The organism is Nocardia puris (genome assembly GCF_003315035.1).
In the GTDB taxonomy this organism is placed as follows: domain Bacteria; phylum Actinomycetota; class Actinomycetes; order Mycobacteriales; family Mycobacteriaceae; genus Nocardia; species Nocardia puris.
This window is the reverse complement of record NZ_QNRE01000007.1, coordinates 237,585-261,757: the sequence shown is the minus strand read 5'-3', so window position 1 is coordinate 261,757 and position 24,173 is coordinate 237,585. Positions and strand designations below refer to the sequence as shown.

Genomic DNA, 24,173 nt, shown 5'->3' with positions numbered 1-24,173 from the left:
CGCCAGGAACGGCGAGGCCGGATCAGGCGCGCGGGCTCACGGCGCCCAGTCGAGAACTGTCGCGAGGGATTTCAGCTGCACGGAGGACGGGCTCGAGCGGAGCAACGCGTCACGGGCGGCAGCGAGCGGGCGCGCGCGGAATTGCAGGACCGTGCCCAGTCGCGCGGAACGGTTGGTGATCATGCGCGTGCGCGGCCTGCGCACCCGGTCGTACTCGGCGAGATCGCGACCAGCCTCGGCCACCCGCGCCAGCACCACGGCGTCCTCGATCGCCTGGCACGCGCCCTGGCCGAGGGTCGGCGTCATCGCGTGCGCGGCGTCGCCGAGCAGCGCGATCCGGTCCGCCACGAAGGTCTGCAACGGCGGCAGTTCCTCGATGTCGTGGCGCAGCACCGCGGCGGGATCGGCGGCGGCCAGCAGGCCCGCCTGCCGCCGAACTCCTGCGCGAGCTGGACCCCGATCCCACCTTGCCGAAGATCCTCGTCGACCACCTCGACGGACTGATCCTGCACCAATTGATCAGTCCCGCCGAGGATTTCGATCCGGAACCGGCACTGCGAAGGATGGTCCGCGCGCTGCTCGGGCACCCGCCCGCGCCGACGTGACGTCGTGGACAGGCCCGTGGGGCACTCGGCTACGACCGAGCGCCCCACGGTGAAACCTCGCGGGACATACTGCGACGAGGGAGGGGGTTGCGGAGCTGCTCCGGAGGGCTCCGCACCCACCCCTTTCGCCGCCGGGAGCGGGAACGGTCCGCCGCGAGCCGATCCCGCCGCCGCGGTGTGTGGCCGCGGACGCTCAGACCACGATCGCGAACAACGCCGCCGCGACCGCGAAACTCACCACGGAGAGCACGGTTTCGAGCACGGTCCAGGTTTGCAGGGTCTGCTTCACGGTCATGTTGAAGTACTTGGCGATGATCCAGAACCCGCCGTCGTTGACGTGACTGAGGATGATGGAGCCCGCCGCGATCGCCATCGCGATGAGCGCGATCGCCATCTGCGAATAGCCGTTGCCCGCGACGAGCGGGGCGACGATGCCACCGGTGGTGACGATGGCGACGGTGGCCGAACCCTGCGCGATGCGCAGACCGCAGCTGATCAGGTAGGCCAGCACGATCACCGGCAGTCCGGCCGCCGACATGGTGTCGGCCAGCGCCGCGCCGATTCCGGTGGCGGAGATGACCTTTCCGAAGAAGGCGCCCGCGCCGACGACGAGCAGCACCATGCCGACCGGTCGCAGCGATTCGGCGGTGATCGAGCCGAGTTCCTGCACGGTCGCCCCGCGCCGCACGCCGAGCACGTAGAACGCGACAAGCACGGCGATGAGCAGCGCCACGGCCGGTGTGCCGAGGAAGGTGAGCACGGCCAGCGCACTCGTGCCCTCGTCCAGGATCTGGCTGCCGAAGGTCGCGCCGAGGATCAGCACGAGCGGGATCGCGATGATCGCCGCGATCGTCCACGTCGAGGGCGGAGCGAGGGGCTCCGCCTCGGTCTCGCCGCCCTCCTGCAACGTGCCCGGTCCATCACCGGTGCCCGCGCCTACCTTGGGGCGCACCAGGAATTCGTCGGGCACCTCCACGTGCACGCGCTTGCCGATGTAGGTGCCCCACACCAGGCCGGCAGCGATGAAACCCGGTATGCCGCAGACGAATCCCATGACGATCAGCCAGCCGAGGCTCACGCCGAGCAGGCCGCCGAGTGCGACGGGCCCGGGGTGCGGCGGCAGGAACGCGTGCGTCATGGACAGGCCGGCCAGCATCGGCATGGCGTAGAGCACGAGGGACCGGCCGCCGCGCTTGGCCGCGACGTAGATCAGCGGTGCGAGCACGAAGATGCCGATATCGAAGAACACCGGGATGCCGAAGATCAGCCCCAGCACGCCCATGGCGATGGGCGCGCCCTTCTCCCCGAACGCGCCCAGCAGTTTCCCGGTGAGCACGTCGGCCCCACCCGAACGTTCCAGGATCGCGCCGAGCACCGTGCCGAGGCCGATGATCACCGCGATATGCCCGAGTATGCCGCCGAACCCGGTCTCCAGCAGGGATTCTCCCGCTTTGAGCGGGGTGCCGACGATCTCCTCGACGGGCAGTCCCGCGGCCAGGGCGAGGGCGAGTCCGGTGAGCAGCAGCGCGACGAACGGCTCCAGCTTCACCTTGATGATGGCGATCAGCAGCACAGCGATCGCGAGTCCGCAGAGCACCAGCAGCCCGGGGGTGGTGGTGCGCAGCCAGTCGACGGTGGCGCCCATGGGGGACCTCTCAGTTCACGGATCGAAGGAATGTCGCGGCGCGGGCGGCGATCTCGGACCACCGCCCGGCGGCGACGTCGGCGGGGGCGACGACATCGGTGCCCGCGGTGACCGCGACGGCACCGTGGGCGAGGAATTCGGCGGCGTTGCCCGCGTGCACACCGCCGGACGGGATGAGTTCGGCATCGGGGAACGGACCGTGCAGGTCCTTCAGATAGCCGGGGCCGAGTGCCTTGGCGGGGAAGATCTTCACCGCCACCGCGCCCAGATCGCGCACGGCCATCACCTCGGTCGGGGTGAACGCCCCCATGATCACCGGGATATCTTGGCGGGCAGCGACTTCGGCGACATCGGCGCGCACACCCGGCGTCACCAGGAAGCGCGCGCCGTGATCCATGGCGGCGCGGGCCTGTTCGCCGGTGGTGACGGTGCCGACGCCGACCACCGCGCCCTCGACGGTGGCGGCGACCCGCAGATGCTCGAGCACGCCGGGCGTGGTGAAGGTGAGTTCGACCGTGCGGATTCCGCTGTCGGCCAAGGTCTTCACCAGCGTGGCGGCGTCCGGGATCTCCGGTGCGCGCACGACGGTGAGGACGCGATCGGCGCGGAGGACGTCCAAGGGGGTGGTCATCGGTTCTCTTTCTGTCGGGGTCATCGCCGCACCTCGAGGCGACCGACACCGGAAACCGGTGCGGTCCCGGTGTCTGCGCGTCGCAACGCCCGTCCCGCGAGCCGCCCGGTGGGAGCGCCGTCGCGAATCGCGAACTCCCCGTTGACGATCACGTGCTGGATGCCGCGCGCCTGCTGTTTCGGGTTCTCGAACGTGGCGGTGTCGAGGACGGTTTCGGGGTCGAACACCACCAGGTCGGCGGCGTACCCCGCGCGCACGAGTCCGCGGTCGCGCAGCCGGAGCCGCTGGGCGGGGCGGCCGGTGAGATGGTGCACGCACTCGGCCGGCTCGAGCACGCCGAGGTCGCGCGCGTACCGGCCGAGGTAGCGCGGGAACGTACCCCACGCCCGCGGGTGCGGACGCGCGCCCACGAGGAGCGCGTCGCTGCCGCCCATGTGCCCGGGGTGCGCCATGATCGCGCGCACGTTCTCCTCGTGCCCGACGTGCTGGAGGATGGTGGTGGCGAGCTGGTCGCGGCGCAGCAGGTCGAAGAACACCTCCACCGGCGCGACACCCGCCGCCGCGGCCAGATCGGCGACCGTGCTGCCCACGCGGTCGGCCAGGTCGGGATCGCCGACGCCGCTGATCTGGATGGTCTCCCATTCGACGGTCACGCCGTGGCAGCCGTCCGAGCCCGCCACATCCACGTCGTGGGCGATGCGGGCGCGTTCGGCCGGATCGTCCAGGCGGGCCAGCGCCGCGTCCGGGCCGCCCGACATCGCCCAGCTCGGCAGCAGCGCCGACAGCGTCGTGGAGCCGGGCAGGTACGGGTAGGTGTCGAGGGTGATGTCGCACCCGTCGGCGCGGGCCGCGTCGACCAGCGCGAGGAATTCGCCCGCGCGCCCGCGATTCACGCCGAAGTTCATCGTGGCGTGGGTGAGGTGCAGCGCGCAGCCGGTGCGGCGGGACAGCTCGATCATCTCGGCGTACGCTTCCAGCGCGCCCGCGCCGTAGGACCTGGTGTGCGGGGCGTAGAACCCGTCGAAGTCGGCGACCACCTCGCACAGCGCGGCCAATTCCGCAGTGTCGGCGTACATTCCGGGTGTGTAGGTGAGCCCGCTCGACATGCCCACCGCGCCCTCACGCAGGCCCTGCGCCAAAAGCTCACGCATCCTGTCGATTTCGGCGCGCGTCGCGTCCCGCTTCTCGCTGCCCACCACCATCAGCCGCAGGGTGCCCTGCGGGACCAGATACGCGGCGTTGGGCGTGATCCCCTGGTCCAGCCGGTCGAGGTATTCCGCGACGGTCCGCCAGGCGAAGTCGAGGTCGGTGGGATTGCCGTTCCACCCCGCGATCTGGCGGCGCAGCACGGCGAGCGTGGGTTCGTCGATCGGCGCGTAGGACAGTCCGTCCTGGCCGATCACCTCGGTGGTGACACCCTGGCTGACCTTGGGAAAGTGGCCGGGTTCGGTGAGCAGGTGCAGATCGGAGTGCGCGTGCATATCGATGAAACCCGGGGCGAGCACACTGCCGGGTGCGACGGCCACGGCGGGCACCTCCGTGCGCAGTGCGCCGGGCCCGGTCAGCTGGGCGATGCGCCCGTCCGAGACCAGGACGTCCGCGCGCACGCGGGGCGCGCCGGTGCCATCGAGGACGTCGATATCGCGAAACAGCAAGTCGGTCATGGGATCACGTCCGTCAGAAGAAGGTGTGCACGAGGTCGACCACGCGCGGGTCGGCGGCGTCGGCGCTGTCGATCACGGGGATGAGCCGCCATTTGTCGAAGGCGGTGCAGGGGTGGGAGAGGCCGAGACGCACCACGGTGCCGATCTGCAGGTCGCCCGCCGCCGCGCCGGGCAGGCGCAGGAAAGTGTGCTGATCATTGAGCGCGGTCACCTGGGCGGCCGGGTTCACGTCCGAGAATCGTTGTCCGCCCGCGTATTGCGGCACGGGCAGTCCCTCGTCGAACGGGAAGTCGCGCTTGCCCGCGTCGAGCAGGGCGAGTTCGGGTTCCGGACGGGAGATCACGCGCGCCCAGCCGTGCATGGCCGAACGGAGCGGACGGTCGGCGCGGCCGGCGGCCAAGGGCGAGATGCCCGCGTAGAAGCCGTCGTCGTGCACGACATACGCGCCGCTGCGCAGCACCACCGCCGTCGGCGCACCGGCGCTTCCGGTCTCGTCCGCGAGCGGGGCCAGGCGTTCGACCACGAGATCCTGGAACGCGCTGCCGCCCGCCGTCACCACGGCGAAGTCCTCGTAGAGGTCGGTGAGATCGCGGTGCAGGCGCGCCATTTCGTCCAGGTAACCGCGCACCGCCGCGACACCGTCCGCGCCGCGATCGTGCGCCAGCGCGCCTTCGTATCCGGCGACACCCCCCAGGATCAACCTCCGGGAGCTCCGCACAGCCTCGGCCAGCGCCCGAGCGTCTTCGACACGACGAACCCCCGTACGCCCGTGCGCGCCACCGAGTTCCACGAGCACGCGCACGCGCACACCACCCGGCGTATCGGCGAGCGCGGCGTCCATCAGCGCGACACTCGCGAGATCGTCCACCCAGCAGCAGAATTCGAACTCCGGATCGCGGGCCAGTTCGCCGGCGAGCCAGCGCAGCGCCACCGGGTCCACCAGCGAGTTGGCGAGCACGATCCGCGAGACGCCGAACGCCCGCGCCGCCTGCACCTGCCACGGCGTCGCGAGAGTGATGCCCCAGCAGCCCGCCGCGACCTGCTCCGCCCACAGTTGGGGAGCCATCGTCGTCTTGCCGTGCGGGGCGAGTCGCACCCCGGCCCGGCGCGCCCACTCCCCCATCACCGCGAGGTTGGCGTCCAGGGTGGCGCGGTCGAGCGTGAGCAGTGGGGTCTGGAAGTCGTCGAGGCAGGGGTTGGTCGCGAGGAATTCGCGCACCGTGGCGCCCCACGCCGCGGGCGGCAGACTCTTGTGCTCAGGGCCCAGGGTGCGGTGGGCGAAGTCCTCGACGGCGGCGCGGCCGATCCGAACCGGACGATCCGGCACACGCGCCGCAGCACCGCCGGTGCCGTTCCCCGCCTGCCCCGCGCTGTCGCCGGTGCGCCGATCCGGCGACACCACGCCGCGGTGCGAGGTGACCCCACCCCGTGGTGCGTCGACATCGTGCGGGTGTTCGATGCCGTCGACGTGCACCGGGCCGCCGCCTTCGCTCGCGGTCGCCTCACGCGTGGGCTTCTCGTCTGTGGGCACGGCATTCCTTCCGGTGCGGAGCCGCCTCATCGCGACCCCTATCGGCTAGTGCTCTCTTCACATCAGTCATGCATTGCACATTTTGCAACGCATGTTGCGTATTGTGTTCGGTCTGGTTATTGTGCACAGACGTGAGCTGTGCCGCAAGAGCCGAAGGGAGTTCGCTGTGACGCGTCCCACGACGAACCGTCCGCGCGCCGTCACCGTCGGCGAGGGGCTGGCCGTGCTCGTCGCGCGTCCCGGCCCCCTCGAGGACTCGCCCGTCTTCGACCGGACGGCGGGCGGCGCGGAGGCGAACGTCGCCGCGGTGCTCGCCCGGCTGGGCGTGGACGCGGCGTGGCTGTCGCGGGTCGGCGACGACGGGTTCGGCCGCTACCTCACCGCGCAGCTCGGCGCGCGCGGCGTGGACGTGTCGGCCGTGGTCGTCGACCCGTCGCGCCCCACCGGGCTCTACGTCAAGGAACGCGGCGCCGGGTCCGGCTCCCCCACCGACCTGGCGGCGGGCACGAGCCGAATGCTGTACTACCGCAACGGTTCCGCCGCCAGCGCCCTCTCCGCCGCCGACCTCGAGACTCCCGGCGCACGGGGCTTGCTGGACAGCGCCGCGCTCGTGCACTACACGGGAATCACGGCTGCCCTGTCGGAGTCGGCCACCGCGCTCACCGAGGCGCTGACTCGGTTGTCGCGAGCGGACCGCTTGATCAGCTTCGATCTGAATTACCGTCCCGCCCTGTGGAGTTCGCGTCCGGCGGCCGACGTGCTCGCGCGGCTGGTCCGCGGCGGCGATGTGGTGTTCCTCGGGGCCGACGAGGCGCAGGAGGTGTTCGGCGTCGGCGACCCCGACGCATTGCGCGCCCTGTTCCCGGAGCCCCGGCAGTTGATCGTGAAGAACGACGGCAACTCCGTCACCGGCTTCGACGGCGGCGAACGCGTCGAGGTTCCCGCGCTGCGCCTCACCGTGACCGAGCGCATCGGCGCGGGCGACGCCTTCGCCGGCGGCTATCTCGCGGCGCTGCTGCACGGCGCTCCGCTGGTGCGGCGCCTGCGTTTCGGGCACCTGTGCGCGGCGGCCGCGCTCACCGGCACGGGCGATATCGCGGAGCTGCCGCCGCCCCCGGTGCTCGCCCTCGCGGCGGAACTGGACGAGTCCGATTGGGCCCGAACGGAATACCCGTCGGTGGTCATGGCCGAGAATGGACCGTCATGAGTCAGAGTTTGTCGCGCGCCCTCACGATTCTCGTTCTGCTGGGCGAGGATTCGCACTCCTTGGACCAGCTGGCGGCCCATCTCGGCGTGCACAAGTCGACGGTGCTGCGGCTGTTGCAGACGATGGAGGCGCAGCGCTTCGTCACCCACGACAGCCACCACCGGTACGTGCTGGGTTCGCGGCTGTTCGAACTGGCCAACCACGCGCTCGAGCAGCGGGACGTGCGCACCCTGGCGCGCCCGCACCTGAGCGCTCTCAACGCCGCCACCGGGCAGACCGTGCACCTGGCGGTCTACGAATCCGGCGAGGCCCTCTACATCGACAAGATCGACGCCACCCAGAGCGTGCGCATGTACTCGCGGGTGGGGCGGCCCGCGCCGCTGCACTGCACGGCCGTCGGCAAGGTACTGGTGAGCGGGCTGCCGCGCGCCGAATGGCGTGCCGTCGCCGAACGCCTCGACTACCACCCGTTCACCGACCGCACCATCACCACTCCGGAGCGCTACCTCGAGGAGTTGGAAAAGGTTGCGGCGCAAGGGTATGCGGAGGATCACGAGGAGCATGAGAGCTTCGTGAACTGCGTGGGCGTGCCGGTGCGCGACGGCACCGGAGCCGTGGTGGCCGCGCTGTCGATGTCGGTCCCCGATCTACTGCTCGACCACGAGCAGGTGCTGGCCGAACTGCCGCGCGTGCGCGCGGCGGCCGAGGCCGTTTCCGCCGAGCTCGGCTGGCACCCCGGCCGATCCGCAACGAAAGGTTGACGATGAGCGAGAAGACCGCGATCCGCACCACCGGCGCGCCCGCGCCCGCCCACACGTTCTCCCAAGGCGTGCGCAAGGGCCCGATTCTGCAGGTGTCGGGTCAGGGCCCGGTCGACCCCGCCACCAACGAGTACCTGTACCCCGGCGACGTGGCGGCCCAGACCCGCCGCACGCTGGAGAACGTGAAGGCGATCGTCGAGGCGGGCGGCGCGACGTTCGACGACGTGGTGATGCTGCGCGTCTACCTCACCACCCGCGACGATTTCGCCACCATGAACGAGGCGTACGGGGAGTTCGTCACGGCGCACTCGCCCGGCGGCGTGCTGCCCAGCCGCACCACGGTGTTCACCGGGTTGCCGCGCGAGGAGATGCTGGTCGAGATCGACGCCCTCGCCGTCCTCGGGGACTGACGCCAGCCGCGACAGGGTCGCGGCTGCGGCGCGCAGGGCTCGACTCGGAAAAAATCTCGAGAAAGTTCGTCCGCCGGTGTCCGATCGGGGCGGTCCCGTTCGTGGAGTCGGTGAGAGGCCGCCCACGCAGGGCCGCCACCGAAGGGCCCACGGCCCGGTGAGGACGCACGATCATGAAACTGACCACCGTCACGAACATCTCCCTCGACGGCGTGATGCAGGGACTCGGCCGCTCCGACGAGGACACCAGGGGCGGGTTCACGCGCGGCGGCTGGGCGCTGCCGCTGTTCGACGGCGACGCCGAGGCGCGCCTCGGCGCGATCTACCAGCGCGCCGACGCGTTCCTGTTCGGCCGCCGGACCTACGAGATCTTCGCCGACTCCTGGGGCGTGCTGCCGGATCCCGGCGACAACCCGATCGCGGGCCCCTTGAACAGCCGCCCGAAGTACGTCGTGTCGACCACCCTCACCGATCCGCGGTGGGCGCACACGACCGTCCTCTCCGGCGACGTCGCGGAGGCGGTCCGCGCGCTGAAGGCCGAGCGGGACGGTGAGATCCAGGTGCACGGCGGCGGTGCGACGATCCGCTGGCTGCTGGCCAACGACCTCGTGGACGAGATCACCCTGCTCACCTACCCCGTGATCGTCGGGCAGGGCACGCGGCTGTTCCCCGCCGACGGGCCGGACGTGGCGCTCGACCTGGTCGAATCCGGGACCTTCGCCCGCGGTATCACGCTCCAGACCTACCGGCCGCACGGCCGCCCCCGGTACGCCACCCTCACCGACGAAACGAACCGCGTGTCCTGAGGGGCGCTGGAAGACTCGAGACCGTCGCCGTCCGGCGGTGTTCTGCCGGAGGCCCCGACCACAGGAGTGGACATGCAATATCTGGTTTCCGTGATCGACGACAAGACCGGCTCCGCTACCCCCGACGAGATGACCGACATCCGCGCCTACAACGACCGGCTCCGGGCGCAGGGCAACTGGGTCTTCGCGGGCGGTCTCGCCGCGCCCGCCACGGCCACCGTCGTGGACAACCGGGACGGCACGCCGCTGTTCACCGACGGCCCGTTCGTGGAGTCGAAGGAATACATGGCGGGTTTCTGGATCCTCGAGGCGCCCGATCTCGACGCCGCGCTCGCCCTCGCCGCCGAAGGATCGAAGGTCTGCCGGCGGCCGGTGGAGGTCCGGCCGTTCCTGAGCGACCCGGAGTGACCGACGCGCGGGAGGCGATCACCCGGGCGCACCACGCCGAGTGGGCCCGGGTGGTGGCCGCGCTCACCAAGCGTTTCGGGGATCTCGACATCGCCGAGGAGGCGGCGGCCGAGGCGTTCGCGACCGCCGTCGAACGCTGGCCGTCCGACGGCGTGCCGCCCAATCCCGGCGCCTGGCTCACCACCACCGCCACCCGCAAGGCCCTCGATCGGATCCGGCGCGAGCACAAGCGCGACGACAAACACCGGGAGGCCCGGATCGTGTCCGACGACGACCCGCCCGCATCGCCCGGCGCCATCGACGACGACCGGCTCCGGCTGATCTTCACGTGCTGTCATCCCGCACTCGCGCCGGAGGCACGCGTGGCGCTGACGCTGCGCATGGTCGGTGGGTTGACCGTGCCCGAGATCGCCCGCGCGTTCCTGGTGCGGGAGAGCGCGATGGCGCGGCGGATCACCCGCGCGAAGGACAAGATAGCGGCCGCGCGCATCCCGTATCGGGTGCCGTCGGCCGAGGATCTGCCCGCGCGGGTCTCGGGGGTGCTGGCCGTGCTGTATCTGGTCTTCAACGAGGGGTATCTGGCGACCGGCCCCGGGACCGATCCGGTCCGCCACGACCTGACCGCCGAGGCGATCCGGCTCACCCGCCTCGTCCGCACCCTGCTGCCCGACGACGGCGAGGTGGCCGGGCTGCTCGCGCTGATGCTGCTCACCGACGCTCGCCGTACCGCCCGGGTGTCGGCGAACGGCGAACTGGTGCCGATCCACGAACAGGACCGCGCGGCGTGGGATCCGGAACTGATCGCGGAGGGACATCGGCTGGTGCGCGAGCGGCTGGCTTCGGGCGTCGCGCCGGGCCGCTACCAGATCCTCGCCGCCGTCAACGCCGTCCACACCTCCGCCCGCGCGATGCGCGACACCGACTGGTCGCAGATCGTCGCCCTCTACGACCAACTCACCCACCTCGACCCGTCGCCCCTCATCGCCCTCAACCGCGCCATCGCGGTCTCCGAACTAGACGGGCCGGAGGTGGGTTTGGCCGCCCTCGACCGCCTCGCGGAACCGCTCAGCGCGTATCACGCTTACCACGCGACCCGCGCGGATCTGCTGCGCCGCGTGGGTCGCGGCGGGGAATCGCGCGCGGCCTACGACCGGGCCATCGAGTTGGCGGGGAATTCCGCCGAGATCGCCTACCTGCGACGGCGGCGCGACGAGTCGGGGTAATTCGCCTGCCCGAATCCGCTGAAACGACCGGCGAAGTCCTGCTCGACGGCACCCGTCGGCGACGTCCCCCAGACGGCATCGATGCGTTCACGCGGGACCGAACGGTCGGCGCGCAATTGCGCGACATAGAACGCCGACACGGATCATGGACCGTCGAACAAGCTTGCGCCGCAGCCTTTTACCCCGCCGAGGCGCGGAACCTGCTGCCGCGGCACAACTCCGCGGGCCAGATCCAACGCGCCGCCCGCGCCGCCGCCCCCACCATCCTCGTCGCCGACAGCCCGACCGCCTCCCTGGACCAGGGCACCGCCTACGGCGTATGGAAATCCCTCCGCGAATACGCCGACTCCGGCGCCGCCGTCCTCACCCTCACCCACGACATCCCCCTCCTCACCACCATCGGCTACGCCGACCGCCTGGTGATCATGAGCAAGGGCGAATCGTCGCCGACGGAACCTTGGAGGAACTCTCGGCGTCCGAGGATCCGTTGGTGCAGATGTATTTTCGAAGTTCCTGAACGGGGGGCGAGGAGATTCGCGGCGGTGAGTCAATGTCTCGCGGCCGCGCGGAGCCGGTCGAATGCGCGGGGAGATGGATCGCCCTCGACGTATGCCTTGATCCGGGCAGAGCAAGCTTCGATGCTGCCGGTGCCGGTGTCGACCTCGAGGTCGTACATCGCCTGTGCGTGCACCTGGCCGATTTGCCCGGCGGCGGTACCGAGCGGGCGATCGCCACGCTGTTGTTCACGACGTTGCAATTCTTCGAGGGAGCAGTGAACCCCGACGAAAACCACGTCGATGCCGGCCATGACGGTGAGGCAGTCGCGAAGCCGCCAGGGTTCGCTGAGCACGTGATCCACGATGACGTCGTTGCCTGCCGAGGCCATCGCGGCGACCGCTCGATGGAATCCCGCGCGAGTTCGCCGAAGGACTGCGGCGAGGGTGGTGTCATCGAGTTCGTGCGTGCGAGTTGGCGAACGCATCGCCCCGATCATGTCCGCGCTCATGTGGAAGAAGGGCCGGTCGAGGTCGGGAACGACGGGAATCGACAGCCGCGCGGATTCCTATCGCGGCGTGACCGAGAAGGGCGCGGCCCGGCTCTACGATGAGTGCGGAGCTCGCCATGGAGGTCAACGATGCGAAAGCGGTGGTGACGGGCGCTTCCGGTGGACTCGGTGGCGCGATCGCCCGCGCCCTGCACGGCCGGGGAGCCGAACTCGTCCTCACCGATCGGCGGGAGGGGGCGCTCGCGCCGCTGGCCGCGCAGTTGGGCGGGGCCGAAGTCGTGATCTGCGATCTCGCCGATCGCCGACAGGTCGACGAACTCCTGGACCGATCGGCCGGCGCCGATATCGTGGTCGCCAACGCGGCGCTGCCCGCCACAGGGAGACTCGAGGACTTCACGCAGGAAGAATTGGACCGGGCGCTCGACGTGAATCTGCGGGTGCCGATGCTGATGACGCTGCGATTGCTACCGGCAATGGTGGGCCGGGGGCGCGGCCATTTCGTGTATATCGCGTCGATCGCGGGCAAGATCCCCAGCGCCCGGCTGCCCGTGTACTCGGCGACGAAGTACGGGCTGCGCGGGTTCTGCGCGTCGCTGCGCCAGGATCTGCGCGGCACCGGTGTCAGCGCGTCGGTGGTGTTTCCCGAGTCGGTCGTGGACGCCGGAATGCTGGCCGACGCGCGGCTGGGCGTGTCACCGGGGGCGAAGGGAACGACGTCCGACGCCGTCGGACGCGCCGTGGTCACGGCCGTCGACAAGGACCGCGCGGAAATAGATGTCGCCGACCTGCCGGTCCGCATCGCGGCCAAATCCGCTGGTCTGGCACCGGGACTCATGGCCCGGCTGACGCAGCGGAGGGACGCGATCGCCTATGCCGAACAGTTGAGCGAGGGGTTGGGGCGTATTCGCTGAGGGCACCGACCGCGATCACCTGGAGCCCAACACCTTCCACTACGGACGTTTCGTTCAGCTCGCTGAGCTGTCCCGCGTCCGCAGGATCCCCTCCGCCGTGGCGGCAACCGTCCGATCCCCATCCCCGGACAACGCGACGAGCACCTCCCGCGCCTCCGCCCCCGGAATCTCCGCCAGCGCCTGGGTGATTCGCGAGCGGGCCGGTGCGTAGGTGGTCTTCCGAAGCTTGTCCCACATGGTCCGGACCAGGTCGGCGGCGGGGATCGATCCACAGGCCAGCGCACCGAGGGTTTCGGCGGCTTCGACGTCGGACCTTCCGTCGGTGACCATTTCGAGCAGAGCGGGCACCACGTCGACCACGCCGCGCACGCCCAGGGCCAACGCCGCGCGGTCGCGGACCGTCACCGCACCATCGTCGAAAGCCTTGCGCAGCAACGCCGTAGCCTCCGGGGTGCGCAGTTCGGCGATGGCGGCGACGGCGCGGCGGCGGACCCGGACCGTCGGCGAGTCCAGGCCGGCGGCCAGTTCCGCCAACCCCTCCCCCTCGGCCCGCGCCAGCGACCACCGCAGTGCCCCGGCCACGTTCGGGTCGTCTTCGGCGAGTGCCGCCTCGACCAGTGATTCGACCGGCAGCGACGCGCCGCCGTGCTGCGCGAGCACCGCTTGCTGGCGGCGGGCCCCGGATTCGGATTCGAGCGCGCGCAGCAACGTCACCACGCCGATCACGTCACTCCACTGCGCGGGCGCGGCCGCCTCCACGCGCTCGAGTTTCCTGAGCAGTTCCTCCTGCGCGGCGATGCGGGCCCGCGTGTGCCGGATGAGTTCGCCCACCAGGGCGCCGGGTGTGGCGCCCGGCTCGTCCAGGGCCCGGCCGACCTCGCTCGAGGAGAGTCCGAGGCTGCGCAGGCATTCGACGCGGAACAGGCGGCGGATGTCGTCGGCGGAGTACTCGCGATACCCGCCGGAGGTGCGCAGCGTGGGCTGCACCAACCCCAGCCGGTCGTAGTGGCGCAGCATCCTGGTGCTGACGCCCGACTGCCGCGACACCTCACCGATCAACATCCGAACGCCCTTCCCTAAGTGTCCGAACCGATTGTGTTCGAGCCGATTACGGCGACACGCTTGGCCGCCTCGACCGCGAGGGTGAACCCGCTCTCGGGGTCGAGCCGGAGTCGTTCGGTGGCTTCGGCGTGGGCGCGCACGCGCGGATCCGGGCTCGCCATGGCGGCGGCGAGCACGGGCGCGGCGGCCTCGTCGAGCGCCGCCAGCGCGCGACTCAGACTCAGGTGCATCTCCCGATCGCCCCGGCCGAGGGCGGCGGCCAAATCGGCGGCAAGCCCTTCCGCCGCGCCGTGCGGCACGAGCACCACCACGGCCCGCCACGCGCTGAGCGCGACCTCGTCGTGCTCGTCGTGCAGCAGGCCCGACACCGCAGGCCAGGCGCCGCGGTCCCCGATCTTCGACAGGGTGTGCAGCGCTTGGCTGCGCGCCTGCGCCCGCTCCGACCGGAGTTCGGCCAGCAGCCTGGGCACGGTGATGTCCGCGGGCAGCCGGCACAACGCCCAGGTCAGCATGTCCCGGACGAAGAAGTCCGGCTCCACGGCGCAGCGCGCCACCAGGGTTTCGGCGAAGCGCGGATCGCCCAGCGTGCCCACCTCGAGCGCCGCCCGCAGCCGGGCCGACGCATCCGGGGCGGCCAGAGCGGTGGCGAGGCGGGCGTCCGGCCCGCCGCGATGGGTTGTGTTCACGACAACCACCTCCTTCGCCCACCACTCAAGACCTTGTCACAGTGTCAAGGTCAAGCGGAACTATCCGGCGCGGATGATCTGGGCGAGGAATTCGGCGTTCGTCTCGGTCTGACGCAGACCCGTGAGCAGCAGTTCGAGGGCCTGTTGCGGCTCGCGGCCGGAGAGGGTCTTGCGCAGGGAATGCGTGGCGGCGAGTTCGTCGACGGTGAGCAGCAGTTCCTCCTTGCGGGTGCTGGAACGGCTGAGGTCGATCGCCGGGAAGAGGCGGCGATCCGCGAGCTGGCGGTCGAGCTTCAGTTCGGCATTGCCGGTGCCCTTGTACTCCTCGAAGATCACGGTGTCGGCGAGGGAGCCGGTCTCCACCAGCGCGGTCGCGATGATGGTGAGCGAGCCGCCGTGCTCGATATTGCGGGCGGCGCCGAGGAACTTCTTCGGCGGGGCCAGCGCGCCGGCGTCGACGCCGCCGGAGAGGATGCGACCGGAGCCGGTGGCGGCCAGGTTGTAGGCGCGGGCCAGGCGGGTGAGCGAGTCCAGCAGCACCACCACGTCGCGGCCCATCTCGACCAGTCGCTTGGCGTGTTCGATGGCGAGTTCGGCCAGGGCGATGTGGTCCGGGGCGGGGAGGTCGAAGGTGGCGGCGGCGACGTCGGCGGGCACCGCGCGGGACAGGTCGGTGACCTCCTCCGGGCGTTCGCCGACGAGCACCAGCATCAGGTGGCATTCGGGGTGGTTCTTGGCGATGCCGTGCGCGATCGATTGCAGCACCGTGGTTTTGCCCGCCTTGGGCGGCGCGACGACAAGGGCGCGCTGCCCCTTGCCGATCGGCATGGCCAGATCTGTTGCCCGCGTGATCATCTCGTGCGATTCGGTTTCCAGCCGCAGGCGGTCGCGCGGGTAGATCGGCACCAGATCGCCGAAATGCGGCCGGTTGCGGGCCTTCTCGGGCGGCAGGCCGTTGACGCTGTCGACGCGGGCCAGCGGCGGGAGTTTCGCGTTGTCGCGCCGGGGCCCGAGGGTGCCGACGACGGTGTCGCCCCGGCGCAGCCCGTGCTCGCGGATCAACCGCGTCGGCACGTGCGCGTCGCCGGGTCCGGGCAGGTAGCCCTCCACACGCAGCGCGGGGGTGTTGCCCGTGATGTCGAGGATGCCGGTGACCGTTTCCCGGTCGTCGGCGTCCCGATTCTGAATAGTGTTGTCCTGCATGATTCCTCCTGAAGTGAGTGAGGGTGCGGCGGATCGCCGCGAACACCGCCCGTCGAGAGGGGCGGCGACTGCCGAGCTACGCCGGCGATGTGCGGATACCGCGACGGATGAGACCGCCGGGGCGAACATGGATTCTCGTGGGAGGTATCACCTGCGACCACGAGCTGCAGACCGCATCAACGGTAGCGGCATTCGGCACAACGCGCAACAGTCCCGCTTGTGTTCCCCCGGTAGTGATGCCGCTCGCACATCGACCCCGGGCGGGTCCCGCCGGAATAGACTCCGACCAGGATCTTTCCGGCGACAAGGTGGTCACCATGAGCACGAGGGCAGGTGCGCGGCACTCCTCCGTGCGGTGGCTCAAAGCCGCGAGTCACCTGCTGGCGGGGCTGGCCGCCGGGTTCGTGCTGTGGGTGCTGTGTGTCGTCGCGTGCTGGCCGTTCGCGTGGTTCGCGATCGCCCTGGGATCGGTTCTGACACTGGCGATCTGGACCCTCGCGAGTGCGATCTACGCGATCCGCACGAGGGGTCGGAGCCGCGCCCTCGATCACCTGCTGTTCTTGGCAGGTTCCGGGGTCGTGCCGATTCTCTACGGCAGCATCATGTCGTTCGGCTTGGCGACGCTCTGACGCCCGGCACCCGGCGTGGTGCCGAAGTGCCTGCGATACGCCCGACGGAACGTGGACGGGTCGGAGAATCCGGACTGTTCCACCACGTCCGACACGGTCAGCCCGGATTCGAGCAGGCTCGCCGCCCGGGTCAGTCGCGCCACGCGGATGCCGCGGGCGGGGGAACTGCCCGACTCGGCGAACGCGGCCTGGAGGTAGCGCAGGGAGACGTGCAATTCGCGGGCGAGCGTCACCGGGGTGAGGTCCGGGTCCCCCGCGCGGATGGCGATCAGATCGCGCGCCTTCTCGAACAGCGCGCGCCGCTCCAGCACCGAGATGCGTTCGCGGGCGAGGCGGAGTTCGTCCTCGACCGCCAACCGGTCCAGCACGGTCAGCGTGATCAGCTGCATGCGCGCGGCGTCGAGGCGCAGCTCCGACGCCGACCACGACACCGGCAGCGCGACGCCGGTGCGCCGGATCATCCACTCGGTGCCGCCCCGCGACGGCAGCGTGCCCCCGGCGGCGCGCAGGATCGGGCAGGTCGAGCGGTCGTAGGGCGCGCCGTCGATGTGGTGATGATGGAAGGCGGCGTGACTACAGCAGCCCACCACGTCGTCGTCGCCGCGATAGCCGAGGACCGACAGCGCCGAGCGGTTGATCATCACGATCCGCCCGGTCTGGTCCACGACCCACGCGGCCTGATCCATCGAATGGACCACCTGCCGCGCCACGGCGATTGCGGCTGTACTCATCGTTGTTCGCGCTTCCGTACCGAAAAGGCCAGTGTAGGTCCGCGATTGTTACGTCTCCGGCGCATTCCGTTACGCCGCCGTTAATCGATTCCGCCATCCGGAACCGTGCGCGAATTGCCCATTCCCGTGCGCCCTTTTCGCTTCTGCGCGACCCGCGCGAAATGGTCGACTGAACGCAGCGCACCGACGGTGGTGCGGGTGAGAGGAGTGCCGATGGACGCCATCATGGACAAAGCCGAAGCCACGAAACACGTCGTGTCGCAACGCATCAGGAAGAAGGTCACCTGGCGCGAGATCGCGGCGGAAATCGGCAGGCCCGCGGCGTGGACGATCGCCGCCCTGCACGGGCAGCATCCGATGCCCGAACCCGAGGCCCGCGCGGTGGGCGCGCTGCTCGATCTCGACGACGCCGTGGTCGAGGCGCTGCGCACCCAGCCCTACCGCGGCACGTTCGACAATCCGGTGCCCAGCGACCCGACGATCTATCGCTTCTACGAGGCGCTCAACGTCTACGGGCCCGCGATCAAGGAATTGATTCACGAGGAGTTCGGCGACGGCATCATGAGCGCCATCAATTTCACCCTCACGGTCGAACGCCGCCCCGATCCCGACGGCGATCGCGTGGTGGTGACCCTCGACGGGAAATTCCTCGACTACAAGTTCTGACCGCTCTCGCGATCCGAGAACACCCGTTCTCGCGACGCACACCGTATCGGAGATGAATGATGCCGACCGCCAGCCAACCATTCGCACGGGGCCGCAACACATCCCGCGCGCCGAGAGAGGCGTGAGGATGCCGGGCCCGCTGCCCCGCAGGCGGTTCCTGGGTATCGGCGCCGCGGTCGCCGGCGCGTACGCCACCGCGGCGTGCGCGCCCATCGCGCCCCCGCCGCCCGCCGCCGCACCGGCGTCCGGCACCACCGTGCCCGGCGTCGCCCTCGAGCCGTTGCCGGGTATCGAAAAGCCGAAGATCACCGTCGGATTCATTCCGATCACCTGTTCCTCGCCGATCGTGAACGCCAAGGCGCTCGGGATATACGCCAAGCACGGCCTGGACGTGACGCTGAAGAAGTTCTCCGGCTGGGCCGAGGTGTGGGCGGCCTACGCCACGGGCGAGATCGACGCGACGCACATGCTCGCCCCGATGCCGCTGGCCATCGACCAGGGGCTGGCCTCCGGACGGATGCGCACCCGGTTGCCGCTGATCACCAACACCAACGGTCAGGCGATCACCTTGCACCGCAAGCACTTCGGACGGGTGCGCGGCCCGGAGGACTTCGCGGGGATGCGGCTGGGCGTGCCGTTCGACTACTCGGTGCACAACCTGCTGATCCGCGACTACCTCAGCCGGGGCGGACTCGATCCCGACACCGATGTGGAGCTGCGGGTGCTGCGGCCGCCGGATATGGTCGCCAACCTCATGACCGGCGGCGTCGACGGCTATCTCGGGCCCGATCCGTTCAACCAGCGCGCCGTCGCGACCGGCGCCGGGTACCTGTTCACGCTCACGCGTGACCTGTGGGCGGGGCACCCGTGCTGCGGGTTCGGCGTGAACGACGAGTTCGCGCAAGCGAATCCGGTGACCTACCAGGCGCTCACCCGCGCCGTCCACGACGCCGCGCTGTGGAGCGACAAGGCCGAGAACCGCGCCGCCGCAGCACGTTCCATGGCACCGGAGCAGTTCCTGAACCAGCAACCGCAACTGCTCGAGGCGATCCTCACCGGCGAGTTCCAGGACGGCACCGGGATCGCCCGCCGGGTGCCCGACCGGGTCCGGTTCGAGCCGTATCCGCAGGAGGCGTTCGGGATCTGGATGCTGACGCAGTTCCAGCGGTGGGGGCTGGCCGGCGCCGGCCGCTGGACGACGGCGCAAGAGTATCGCGACACGGTTCGCTCGGTGTTCGACGCCGACGCCTCGCGCGCCGCGTTCACCGCGCTGGGCGTCCCGCCGCCCGCCCCGGCGACCGAATTGCTCATCAACGGCCGCCGATTCGACCCCGACCATCCCTCGCACTGGACCGTGAAGCAGGTATCGACGACATGACCCGAGACCTCACCCTGGACAAGACCATCGCTTCGCCCGCCGAAAAGGCGAGCGCCCCACCGGACACCGCGCCGAGCGTGCTCGCGAAGATCGCCGCCGACCGGGCGGCACTGCGCGCCCAGGTGGCCGGTGCGGTGCTGCTCTTCCTGGCGATCTCGGTGGTGGGCATCGGGATCTGGTCGGTGGCGACCGCCGACCAAGGCGCCGACGGTCTCGCGCCGACCCCGGGCGGCACCTGGGACCAATTGGTGTCCATCCTGAAAGATCCGTTCTACGTGACCGGCCCGGCCAGTGTCGGCATCTTCTGGCACTTGGTCGCCAGCTTGCAGCGGGTGCTCACCGGCTTCCTCCTCGCCGCGGTGATCGCCATTCCGCTCGGATTCCTGCTCGGGAACTCGGCCCGGATCCGGTGGGCCACCGAACCTTTCGTGCAGGTGCTGCGCCCGGTCTCGCCGCTCGCCTGGCTGCCGCTGGGTTTGGCGCTGCTGCGGGATTCGGAGAACACGGCGATCTTCGTGATCGTGATGGCCTCGCTGTGGCCGATCCTGCTCAACACCATCGACGGCGTGCAGAAGGTGAACCCGCTCTACATGCAGTTGGCGCGCACGCTGGAAGCCTCACGCGCCCAGGTGATCCGGAGTATCCAGCTGCCCGCCGCACTGCCCTCGATTCTCACCGGGCTGCGCCTGTCGCTGTCGACGGGGTGGCTGGTGATCATCGCGGCGGAAATGCTCGTCGGCAGCCGCGGGATGGGCTATTTCGTCTGGAACCAATGGAATCGGCTGTCCGTCCCGGCCATCGTGGTCGCGATTCTGCTCATCGGCGCGGTCGGGTTCGTCCTCGACCGGCTCGTGGTGTGGGGCGCGAAACAGATCCCGCACGGCTGACCGTTCTTCGACCAGGAAGTGAATATCATGACCACCCACCAGGATTCGGACGATCCGCGCGCCGGTTCTCTCGCTCTGGAGAACGTCGAGAAGTGGTATCCGGCCAAACCTCACTGGAATCAGGTGCTCGCGCCCACCTCGCTCACCGTCGACGAAGGACAGTTCGTCACGCTGATCGGCCCCTCGGGGTGCGGGAAGTCGACGGTGCTGTCGATGATCGCGGGGCTCACCGAGCCCGACGGCGGTCTGCTCTGGCTCGACCGGCGCCCCATCACCGGCCCCGGCCACGACCGGGGCGTGGTATTCCAGCAACATGTGCTGCTGCCGTGGCTGACCGCGCGCGAGAACGTGCTGTTCGCGCTGAACTGCGCCCGCGCCGAGTTGCCGAAGCGGGAGCGCGCCGACCTCGCCGATCACTACCTCGATATGGTGAAACTGGCCGCGCACAAGGACAAGAAGCCGGCACAACTGTCGGGCGGCATGCAGCAGCGGGTGGGCATCGCGCGGGCGTTCGCGTTGCAGCCCGAGGTGTTGCTGCTCGATGAACCGTTCGGCGCGCTCGACGCCCTCACCCGCGTGGACCTCCAGGGCGAACTGCTGCGGCTGTGGGAGTCCGAGCGCCGCACCGTCGTCATGGTGACCCACGACGTCGACGAGGCCATCGTGCTGTCCGATCGCATCCTGGTGATGTCGCACGGGCCCGCCGCCACCATCACCCAGGACATCCGCGTGCCGTTCGCCCGCCCCCGCAACCAGTCCGACCTCAACCGCGACCAGACCTTCTACGAACTCCGCAGCACCCTGCTCGACTCCCTCACCGCGCCCCGGCCCGACGTGGCCGCCTGAGGGTGATTGTCTCGCGCGTACGGCTCGGTTAGCGTCCCCTGTCCGTACCTCGCGATCAGAAGGGTTATTCCGATGGCGCCGTTGGCCCGCGTTCAGAACTTCACCGTCTCCCGGGACGGGTACGGCTCCGGGGAGGGACAGAGCGCGGAGCGTCCCTTCGGGCATGCCGACGGCAAGGACGTGCGGATCGGCGGCGGTGTCGCCACCGTGCGCGAATTCCTCGACGCCGACCTGGTCGACACGCTGCACGTCGCGGTGGCGCCGATCGAACTCGGGCGCGGCGAACGCCTGTGGACCAGCCCCGACGATCTCACCGACCGGTTCCATCCGGAGCGGGTCCCTAGCCCGAGCGGCGTCGTCCACCACTTCATCTGGCGCACGTGACGGTCGGGATCTCGCGGGCTCGCCCTGTCCCGAGTTGCCCTGTCCCGAGTTGCCCTATCCCGAGTTGCGCAGCGCGGTGGCCAAGCCGTTCATGGTGAGGAGGATGCCGCGTTTGACGAGTTCGGAGTCGTCGCCGGAGCGCAGGCGGCGCAGCAGCTCCACCTGCATCTGGTTGAGGGGCTCCAGGTAGGGGAAGCGGTTGTGGATGGACTCGGCGAGGGAGGGGTTGTCGGCCAGCAGTTCGGGGTTGCCGGTGATGGCGGCGTGCATGCGCAGGGTGCGGGCGTGCTCGTCGCGGATCATGCCGAAGATGTTGTCGCGCAACGCCTGATCGGTGACGAGGTCGGCGTAGCGGGCGGCGATGTCGAGGTCGCTCTTGGCGAGCACCTGCGCCATGTTCGACAGCACCGTCCGGAAGAACGGCCACCGGTGATACAGGTCGGTGAGGGTGGCGAGGCGGCCGGGATCGCCGCCCACCCACTCCTCGAGGGCGGTGCCGGTGCCGTACCAGCCGGGGAGCATGACGCGGGCCTGGCTCCACGACATCACCCACGGGATGGCGCGCAGGTCGGCGACCGAGTTGGTCGGTTTCCGCGAGGCGGGCCTGCTGCCGATATTGAGATCGCCCACCTCCGCGACCGGGGTGGACTGGCGGAAATACGCGACGAATCCGGGTGTTTCGTGCACGAGCCGCGCGTAGGCGGCGCGGGCGCGGGCCGCGAGATCGTCCATGAGTTCGTAGGAGGGCTCGGCGTCGGGGCCGAGACCTTCCACGTCCAGCAGCGTCGATTCCAGGGTGCCCGCGATCAAGGATTCCAGATTGCGGTGCGCCGCACGGGATTCGGCGTACTTCGCGGCGATCACCTCGCCCTGTTCGGTGAGGCGCAGCGACCCGCGCACCGCCCCGGCCGGTTGGGCGAGGATGGCGTCGTAGCTGCGGCCGCCGCCGCGGCCCACGGTGCCGCCGCGACCGTGGAAGAGCCGCAACCGGATTCCGGTCTTGCGCGCGACTTCGACCAGATCGAGTTCGGCCCGGTACAGCGCCCAGTTGGCGGCGAGGTAGCCGCCGTCCTTGTTGGAGTCGGAGTAGCCGAGCATGACCTCCTGGCGCATACCGTTGGCGGACACCAGATCCCGGTACACCGGCACCTCCAGCGCGGCCGACAGCGTGGCCGCACCCGCGCCGAGGTCTTCGATGGTCTCGAACAGCGGGACGATGTTCACCGGGCAGCGCGCCGCCCCCTCCGGCGCGCCGGGATCCAGCAGCCCGCCCTCCTTCAGCAGCAGCGCCGCCTCCAGCATGTCGCTCACCGACGTGCACATGCTGATGATGTAGTTCGGCACCGCCTCCTCGCCGAAGGTGTCCACGACTTCCTTCGCCGCGCGGACGATGCCGACCTCCTTGGCGGCGAGCTCGCTGAGCCGGGCGTTCGCGCCCAACAGCGGACGGCGGGTGCGCAATTCGGCGGCGAGCAGCTCCACCCGCTCGGCCTCGGACAGGTTCGCGTAGTCGGCGTGCACGCCCGCCCAGGCCAGCAGTTCGGCGACGACCTGTTCGTGCACCTCCGAGTTCTGCCGCATGTCGAGGCCTTGGAGGTGGAAGCCGAAGGTCTCGAGGGCGTGGCGCAGCGCGGCGAGGCGGTCGTCGGCGATCAAGCCGTCACCGGTGGCGCGCAGGGAGGCGTCGATCGCGTCGAGATCGTCGAGCACCGATTGCGGCGTCGGATAGGGCTCGGCCGCGATATCGGTGACACCGTCGGCGGGCGGGGCGCCCAGCGCCGCCGTGGCGGTCGCGGTGAGCCGGGCCCGGATGCGGTGCAGCGCACGGCGATACGGTTCGTCGGCGAAGGTGGCGGGGTCGGGATACCCGGCCTCGGCCAGTGCCGCGACCTCGGGCGTCACCGTCACCAGGCGCGCCGACTGCGCGAGCGACTTCTCCAGCTCCACCAGCTCGCGCAGGTAGCGGCCGAAGGCCACGGCGGCGGCCTGGCGCGCCGCGTGCCGCACGACATCGGCGGTGACGTAAGGGTTTCCGTCGCGGTCGCCGCCGATCCACGAGCCGGGCCGCAGGATCGGGCGCGGCAGCAGGCCGGCGTCGGGCCAGCGCGCGCGCAGCGCCGCCCGCACCTCGGCGTTGATCGCGGGGATCACGTCGAACAGGGTGAGTTCGTAGTAGCGCAGGCCGACGGCGATCTCGTCCTGAATCCGCAAGCGCGCCAACCGGATCAGCGCCGTCCGCCACAGCGACAGCACCTGGCGGCGGATATCGAGGTCGATCGCGGCGCGCTCGGGTTCGGCGTCGGTGTAGCGCTGGCGGCGGCGCATCAGATCGGTGATGGCGGTCTGGCCGTCGAAGACGGTGCGCCGCCGGGTCTCGGTGGGGTGCGCGGTGATGACCGGCGAGACGAGCGCGTCGGTGAGCAGATCGGCCACGCGGTCGGCGTCGAGCGCGGCGGCGTCGAGTTTGCCGTAGGTGGCGGCCAGCGACGAATCCTGCGGCGGCTCCCCCGCGCCCACGTGCACGGCGCGGCGGCGGTCGCGCTGGATGTCCTCGGCGAGGTTGGCCAGCAGCACGAAATAGCTGAACGCCCGGATCAGCGGCAGCGCGACGGCGATGTCGACGTCTTCGAGCATCTCCGCGACCGCGCTGCGCTCCACCTCCTCGCGCCGCACCCGGAACGCCTCCACCCGCACCCGCTCGATGAGGTCGAACACCTCAGGGCCCTCGTGATCGCGAATCGTGTCGCCGAGCACGCCACCCAGGAACCGGATGTCGTCGCGCAGCGGCCGCGTCGCGTCCTGTGCCGTCTCGATCCGCGCCTCAGTCATGGGTCCGACCCTACTGCCGGCACCCCGTGCCGCGCGCCCGACACGATCGGGGTCACAACCGCGC

24 protein-coding genes and 1 pseudogene are annotated in these 24,173 nt (G+C 70.3%); 14 read left to right on the top strand and 11 right to left on the bottom strand.

Translation table 11 applies throughout. From position 1 onward, the window contains the following. Positions 1–36: 36 nt before the first annotated feature. Complete coding sequence (locus DFR74_RS19905; RefSeq protein WP_067506620.1) at positions 37–393, bottom strand: FAD-dependent monooxygenase; 357 nt, start codon at positions 391–393, stop codon at positions 37–39. A gap of 74 nt (positions 394–467) precedes the next feature. Here DFR74_RS19905 and DFR74_RS36070 point away from each other — a divergent pair, with 74 nt between their 5' ends. Further along, on the top strand, positions 468–605 hold the full coding sequence (locus DFR74_RS36070) for a hypothetical protein (RefSeq protein ID WP_157115812.1): 138 nt from the start codon (positions 468–470) through the stop codon (positions 603–605). Between the two features lie 193 nt (positions 606–798). Here the strand turns inward: DFR74_RS36070 and DFR74_RS19900 are convergent, their stop codons facing one another. Genes DFR74_RS19900 through DFR74_RS19885 form a run of 4 tightly spaced genes read right to left on the bottom strand, consistent with a single transcriptional unit; the run spans position 799 to position 5,851 of the window. Continuing rightward, positions 799–2,250, bottom strand: coding sequence for a GntP family permease (locus tag DFR74_RS19900; protein WP_067506624.1), 1,452 nt, complete (start codon positions 2,248–2,250; stop codon positions 799–801). A 10-nt stretch (positions 2,251–2,260) separates the two neighbouring features. Next, positions 2,261–2,881, bottom strand: a complete 621-nt coding sequence (locus tag DFR74_RS19895; protein WP_113975196.1) for a bifunctional 4-hydroxy-2-oxoglutarate aldolase/2-dehydro-3-deoxy-phosphogluconate aldolase — start codon at positions 2,879–2,881, stop codon at positions 2,261–2,263. A 20-nt stretch (positions 2,882–2,901) separates the two neighbouring features. Then, positions 2,902–4,545 carry an N-acyl-D-amino-acid deacylase family protein gene (locus DFR74_RS19890; RefSeq protein WP_067506631.1) on the bottom strand — a complete coding sequence of 548 codons (1,644 nt, stop codon included), beginning with the start codon at positions 4,543–4,545 and terminating at the stop codon, positions 2,902–2,904. Positions 4,546–4,558: 13 nt separating this feature from the next. Then, the gene (locus tag DFR74_RS19885; protein ID WP_067506807.1) at positions 4,559–5,851 is read right to left on the bottom strand and encodes a type III PLP-dependent enzyme domain-containing protein; all 1,293 of its coding nucleotides are present in this window, start codon (positions 5,849–5,851) and stop codon (positions 4,559–4,561) included. A 391-nt stretch (positions 5,852–6,242) separates the two neighbouring features. Here DFR74_RS19885 and DFR74_RS19880 point away from each other — a divergent pair, with 391 nt between their 5' ends. The 6 genes from DFR74_RS19880 to DFR74_RS19855 all read left to right on the top strand — a co-directional run bounded on the left by DFR74_RS19880 (position 6,243) and on the right by DFR74_RS19855 (position 10,891). After that, on the top strand, positions 6,243–7,283 hold the full coding sequence (locus DFR74_RS19880) for a sugar kinase (RefSeq protein ID WP_232331694.1): 1,041 nt from the start codon (positions 6,243–6,245) through the stop codon (positions 7,281–7,283). Then, a complete protein-coding gene (locus tag DFR74_RS19875; RefSeq protein ID WP_067506634.1) occupies positions 7,280–8,044 on the top strand; it encodes an IclR family transcriptional regulator in 765 nt (254 codons plus the stop codon). The genes DFR74_RS19880 and DFR74_RS19875 overlap by 4 nt, the downstream gene beginning before the upstream one ends. 2 nt (positions 8,045–8,046) lie before the next feature. Further along, positions 8,047–8,454 (top strand): RidA family protein, encoded by a 408-nt coding sequence (locus DFR74_RS19870; RefSeq protein ID WP_067506637.1) that lies wholly within the window; start codon positions 8,047–8,049, stop codon positions 8,452–8,454. A gap of 173 nt (positions 8,455–8,627) precedes the next feature. Further along, entirely contained in the window at positions 8,628–9,260 is a 633-nt protein-coding gene (locus DFR74_RS19865) for a dihydrofolate reductase family protein (protein ID WP_067506640.1), read from the top strand. Between the two features lie 72 nt (positions 9,261–9,332). Beyond that, positions 9,333–9,668 carry a YciI family protein gene (locus tag DFR74_RS19860; RefSeq protein ID WP_067506813.1) on the top strand — a complete coding sequence of 112 codons (336 nt, stop codon included), beginning with the start codon at positions 9,333–9,335 and terminating at the stop codon, positions 9,666–9,668. Next, positions 9,665–10,891 carry an RNA polymerase sigma factor gene (locus DFR74_RS19855; protein ID WP_067506643.1) on the top strand — a complete coding sequence of 409 codons (1,227 nt, stop codon included), beginning with the start codon at positions 9,665–9,667 and terminating at the stop codon, positions 10,889–10,891. The genes DFR74_RS19860 and DFR74_RS19855 overlap by 4 nt, the downstream gene beginning before the upstream one ends. A gap of 547 nt (positions 10,892–11,438) precedes the next feature. Here the strand turns inward: DFR74_RS19855 and DFR74_RS19850 are convergent. Then, the gene (locus DFR74_RS19850; RefSeq protein ID WP_267898912.1) at positions 11,439–11,936 is read right to left on the bottom strand and encodes a chloramphenicol phosphotransferase CPT family protein; all 498 of its coding nucleotides are present in this window, start codon (positions 11,934–11,936) and stop codon (positions 11,439–11,441) included. Positions 11,937–12,013: 77 nt separating this feature from the next. Here DFR74_RS19850 and DFR74_RS19845 point away from each other — a divergent pair, with 77 nt between their 5' ends. Continuing rightward, positions 12,014–12,808 carry an SDR family NAD(P)-dependent oxidoreductase gene (locus DFR74_RS19845; RefSeq protein ID WP_067506647.1) on the top strand — a complete coding sequence of 265 codons (795 nt, stop codon included), beginning with the start codon at positions 12,014–12,016 and terminating at the stop codon, positions 12,806–12,808. 54 nt (positions 12,809–12,862) lie between these two features. On the opposite strand, the gene DFR74_RS19840 is transcribed toward DFR74_RS19845, so the two are convergent. From DFR74_RS19840 to DFR74_RS19830, 3 genes are read right to left on the bottom strand one after another with little or no spacing between them, the layout of a single operon-like run. Next, positions 12,863–13,870: a MerR family transcriptional regulator gene (locus DFR74_RS19840; protein WP_067506650.1), complete on the bottom strand. Its 1,008-nt coding sequence runs from the start codon at positions 13,868–13,870 to the stop codon at positions 12,863–12,865. Positions 13,871–13,884: 14 nt separating this feature from the next. Continuing rightward, entirely contained in the window at positions 13,885–14,565 is a 681-nt protein-coding gene (locus DFR74_RS19835) for a HEAT repeat domain-containing protein (RefSeq protein WP_198161703.1), read from the bottom strand. Positions 14,566–14,616: 51 nt separating this feature from the next. Then, complete coding sequence (locus DFR74_RS19830) at positions 14,617–15,759, bottom strand: transcription termination factor Rho, short form (protein WP_067506658.1); 1,143 nt, start codon at positions 15,757–15,759, stop codon at positions 14,617–14,619. A gap of 317 nt (positions 15,760–16,076) precedes the next feature. On the opposite strand from DFR74_RS19830, the gene DFR74_RS19825 reads away from it, so the two are divergent. Next, positions 16,077–16,388, top strand: coding sequence for a hypothetical protein (locus DFR74_RS19825; protein ID WP_147265857.1), 312 nt, complete (start codon positions 16,077–16,079; stop codon positions 16,386–16,388). Here the strand turns inward: DFR74_RS19825 and DFR74_RS19820 are convergent. Beyond that, positions 16,349–17,119, bottom strand: a complete 771-nt coding sequence (locus DFR74_RS19820) for a helix-turn-helix transcriptional regulator (RefSeq protein WP_084537452.1) — start codon at positions 17,117–17,119, stop codon at positions 16,349–16,351. The genes DFR74_RS19825 and DFR74_RS19820 overlap by 40 nt on opposite strands. A gap of 213 nt (positions 17,120–17,332) precedes the next feature. Here DFR74_RS19820 and cynS point away from each other — a divergent pair, with 213 nt between their 5' ends. The 5 genes and pseudogenes from cynS to DFR74_RS19795 form a co-directional block, all read left to right on the top strand. After that, positions 17,333–17,785 (top strand): cyanase, encoded by a 453-nt coding sequence (gene cynS / locus DFR74_RS19815; RefSeq protein ID WP_067506668.1) that lies wholly within the window; start codon positions 17,333–17,335, stop codon positions 17,783–17,785. A gap of 127 nt (positions 17,786–17,912) precedes the next feature. Next, positions 17,913–19,163, top strand: a complete 1,251-nt coding sequence (locus DFR74_RS19810) for an ABC transporter substrate-binding protein (RefSeq protein WP_067506671.1) — start codon at positions 17,913–17,915, stop codon at positions 19,161–19,163. Continuing rightward, the gene (locus tag DFR74_RS19805; protein ID WP_084537454.1) at positions 19,160–20,050 is read left to right on the top strand and encodes an ABC transporter permease; all 891 of its coding nucleotides are present in this window, start codon (positions 19,160–19,162) and stop codon (positions 20,048–20,050) included. Before DFR74_RS19810 ends, DFR74_RS19805 begins: the two co-directional genes overlap by 4 nt. 27 nt (positions 20,051–20,077) lie before the next feature. Next, entirely contained in the window at positions 20,078–20,896 is an 819-nt protein-coding gene (locus tag DFR74_RS19800) for an ABC transporter ATP-binding protein (protein ID WP_067506819.1), read from the top strand. Between the two features lie 162 nt (positions 20,897–21,058). After that, positions 21,059–21,280: pseudogene (locus DFR74_RS19795) on the top strand (dihydrofolate reductase family protein); the annotation flags it as partial. A 54-nt stretch (positions 21,281–21,334) separates the two neighbouring features. Here the strand turns inward: DFR74_RS19795 and ppc are convergent. Continuing rightward, positions 21,335–24,109 (bottom strand): phosphoenolpyruvate carboxylase, encoded by a 2,775-nt coding sequence (ppc, locus tag DFR74_RS19790; protein ID WP_067506679.1) that lies wholly within the window; start codon positions 24,107–24,109, stop codon positions 21,335–21,337. Positions 24,110–24,173: the final 64 nt, after the last annotated feature.

Excerpts from the sequence above, each read along its gene's own strand:
- DFR74_RS19900 (WP_067506624.1), bottom strand. The coding sequence starts at position 2,250 with ATGGGCGCCACCGTCGACTGGCTGCGCACCACCACCCCCGGGCTGCTG.
- DFR74_RS19895 (WP_113975196.1), bottom strand. The coding sequence starts at position 2,881 with ATGACCACCCCCTTGGACGTCCTCCGCGCCGATCGCGTCCTCACCGTC.
- DFR74_RS19890 (WP_067506631.1), bottom strand. The coding sequence starts at position 4,545 with ATGACCGACTTGCTGTTTCGCGATATCGACGTCCTCGATGGCACCGGC.
- DFR74_RS19875 (WP_067506634.1), top strand. The coding sequence starts at position 7,280 with ATGAGTCAGAGTTTGTCGCGCGCCCTCACGATTCTCGTTCTGCTGGGC.
- DFR74_RS19870 (WP_067506637.1), top strand. The coding sequence starts at position 8,047 with ATGAGCGAGAAGACCGCGATCCGCACCACCGGCGCGCCCGCGCCCGCC.
- DFR74_RS19865 (WP_067506640.1), top strand. The coding sequence starts at position 8,628 with ATGAAACTGACCACCGTCACGAACATCTCCCTCGACGGCGTGATGCAG.
- DFR74_RS19860 (WP_067506813.1), top strand. The coding sequence starts at position 9,333 with ATGCAATATCTGGTTTCCGTGATCGACGACAAGACCGGCTCCGCTACC.
- DFR74_RS19845 (WP_067506647.1), top strand. The coding sequence starts at position 12,014 with ATGGAGGTCAACGATGCGAAAGCGGTGGTGACGGGCGCTTCCGGTGGA.
- DFR74_RS19840 (WP_067506650.1), bottom strand. The coding sequence starts at position 13,870 with ATGTTGATCGGTGAGGTGTCGCGGCAGTCGGGCGTCAGCACCAGGATG.
- DFR74_RS19830 (WP_067506658.1), bottom strand. The coding sequence starts at position 15,759 with ATGCAGGACAACACTATTCAGAATCGGGACGCCGACGACCGGGAAACG.
- DFR74_RS19825 (WP_147265857.1), top strand. The coding sequence starts at position 16,077 with ATGAGCACGAGGGCAGGTGCGCGGCACTCCTCCGTGCGGTGGCTCAAA.
- DFR74_RS19820 (WP_084537452.1), bottom strand. The coding sequence starts at position 17,119 with ATGAGTACAGCCGCAATCGCCGTGGCGCGGCAGGTGGTCCATTCGATG.
- cynS (WP_067506668.1), top strand. The coding sequence starts at position 17,333 with ATGGACGCCATCATGGACAAAGCCGAAGCCACGAAACACGTCGTGTCG.
- DFR74_RS19810 (WP_067506671.1), top strand. The coding sequence starts at position 17,913 with ATGCCGGGCCCGCTGCCCCGCAGGCGGTTCCTGGGTATCGGCGCCGCG.
- DFR74_RS19805 (WP_084537454.1), top strand. The coding sequence starts at position 19,160 with ATGACCCGAGACCTCACCCTGGACAAGACCATCGCTTCGCCCGCCGAA.
- DFR74_RS19800 (WP_067506819.1), top strand. The coding sequence starts at position 20,078 with ATGACCACCCACCAGGATTCGGACGATCCGCGCGCCGGTTCTCTCGCT.
- ppc (WP_067506679.1), bottom strand. The coding sequence starts at position 24,109 with ATGACTGAGGCGCGGATCGAGACGGCACAGGACGCGACGCGGCCGCTG.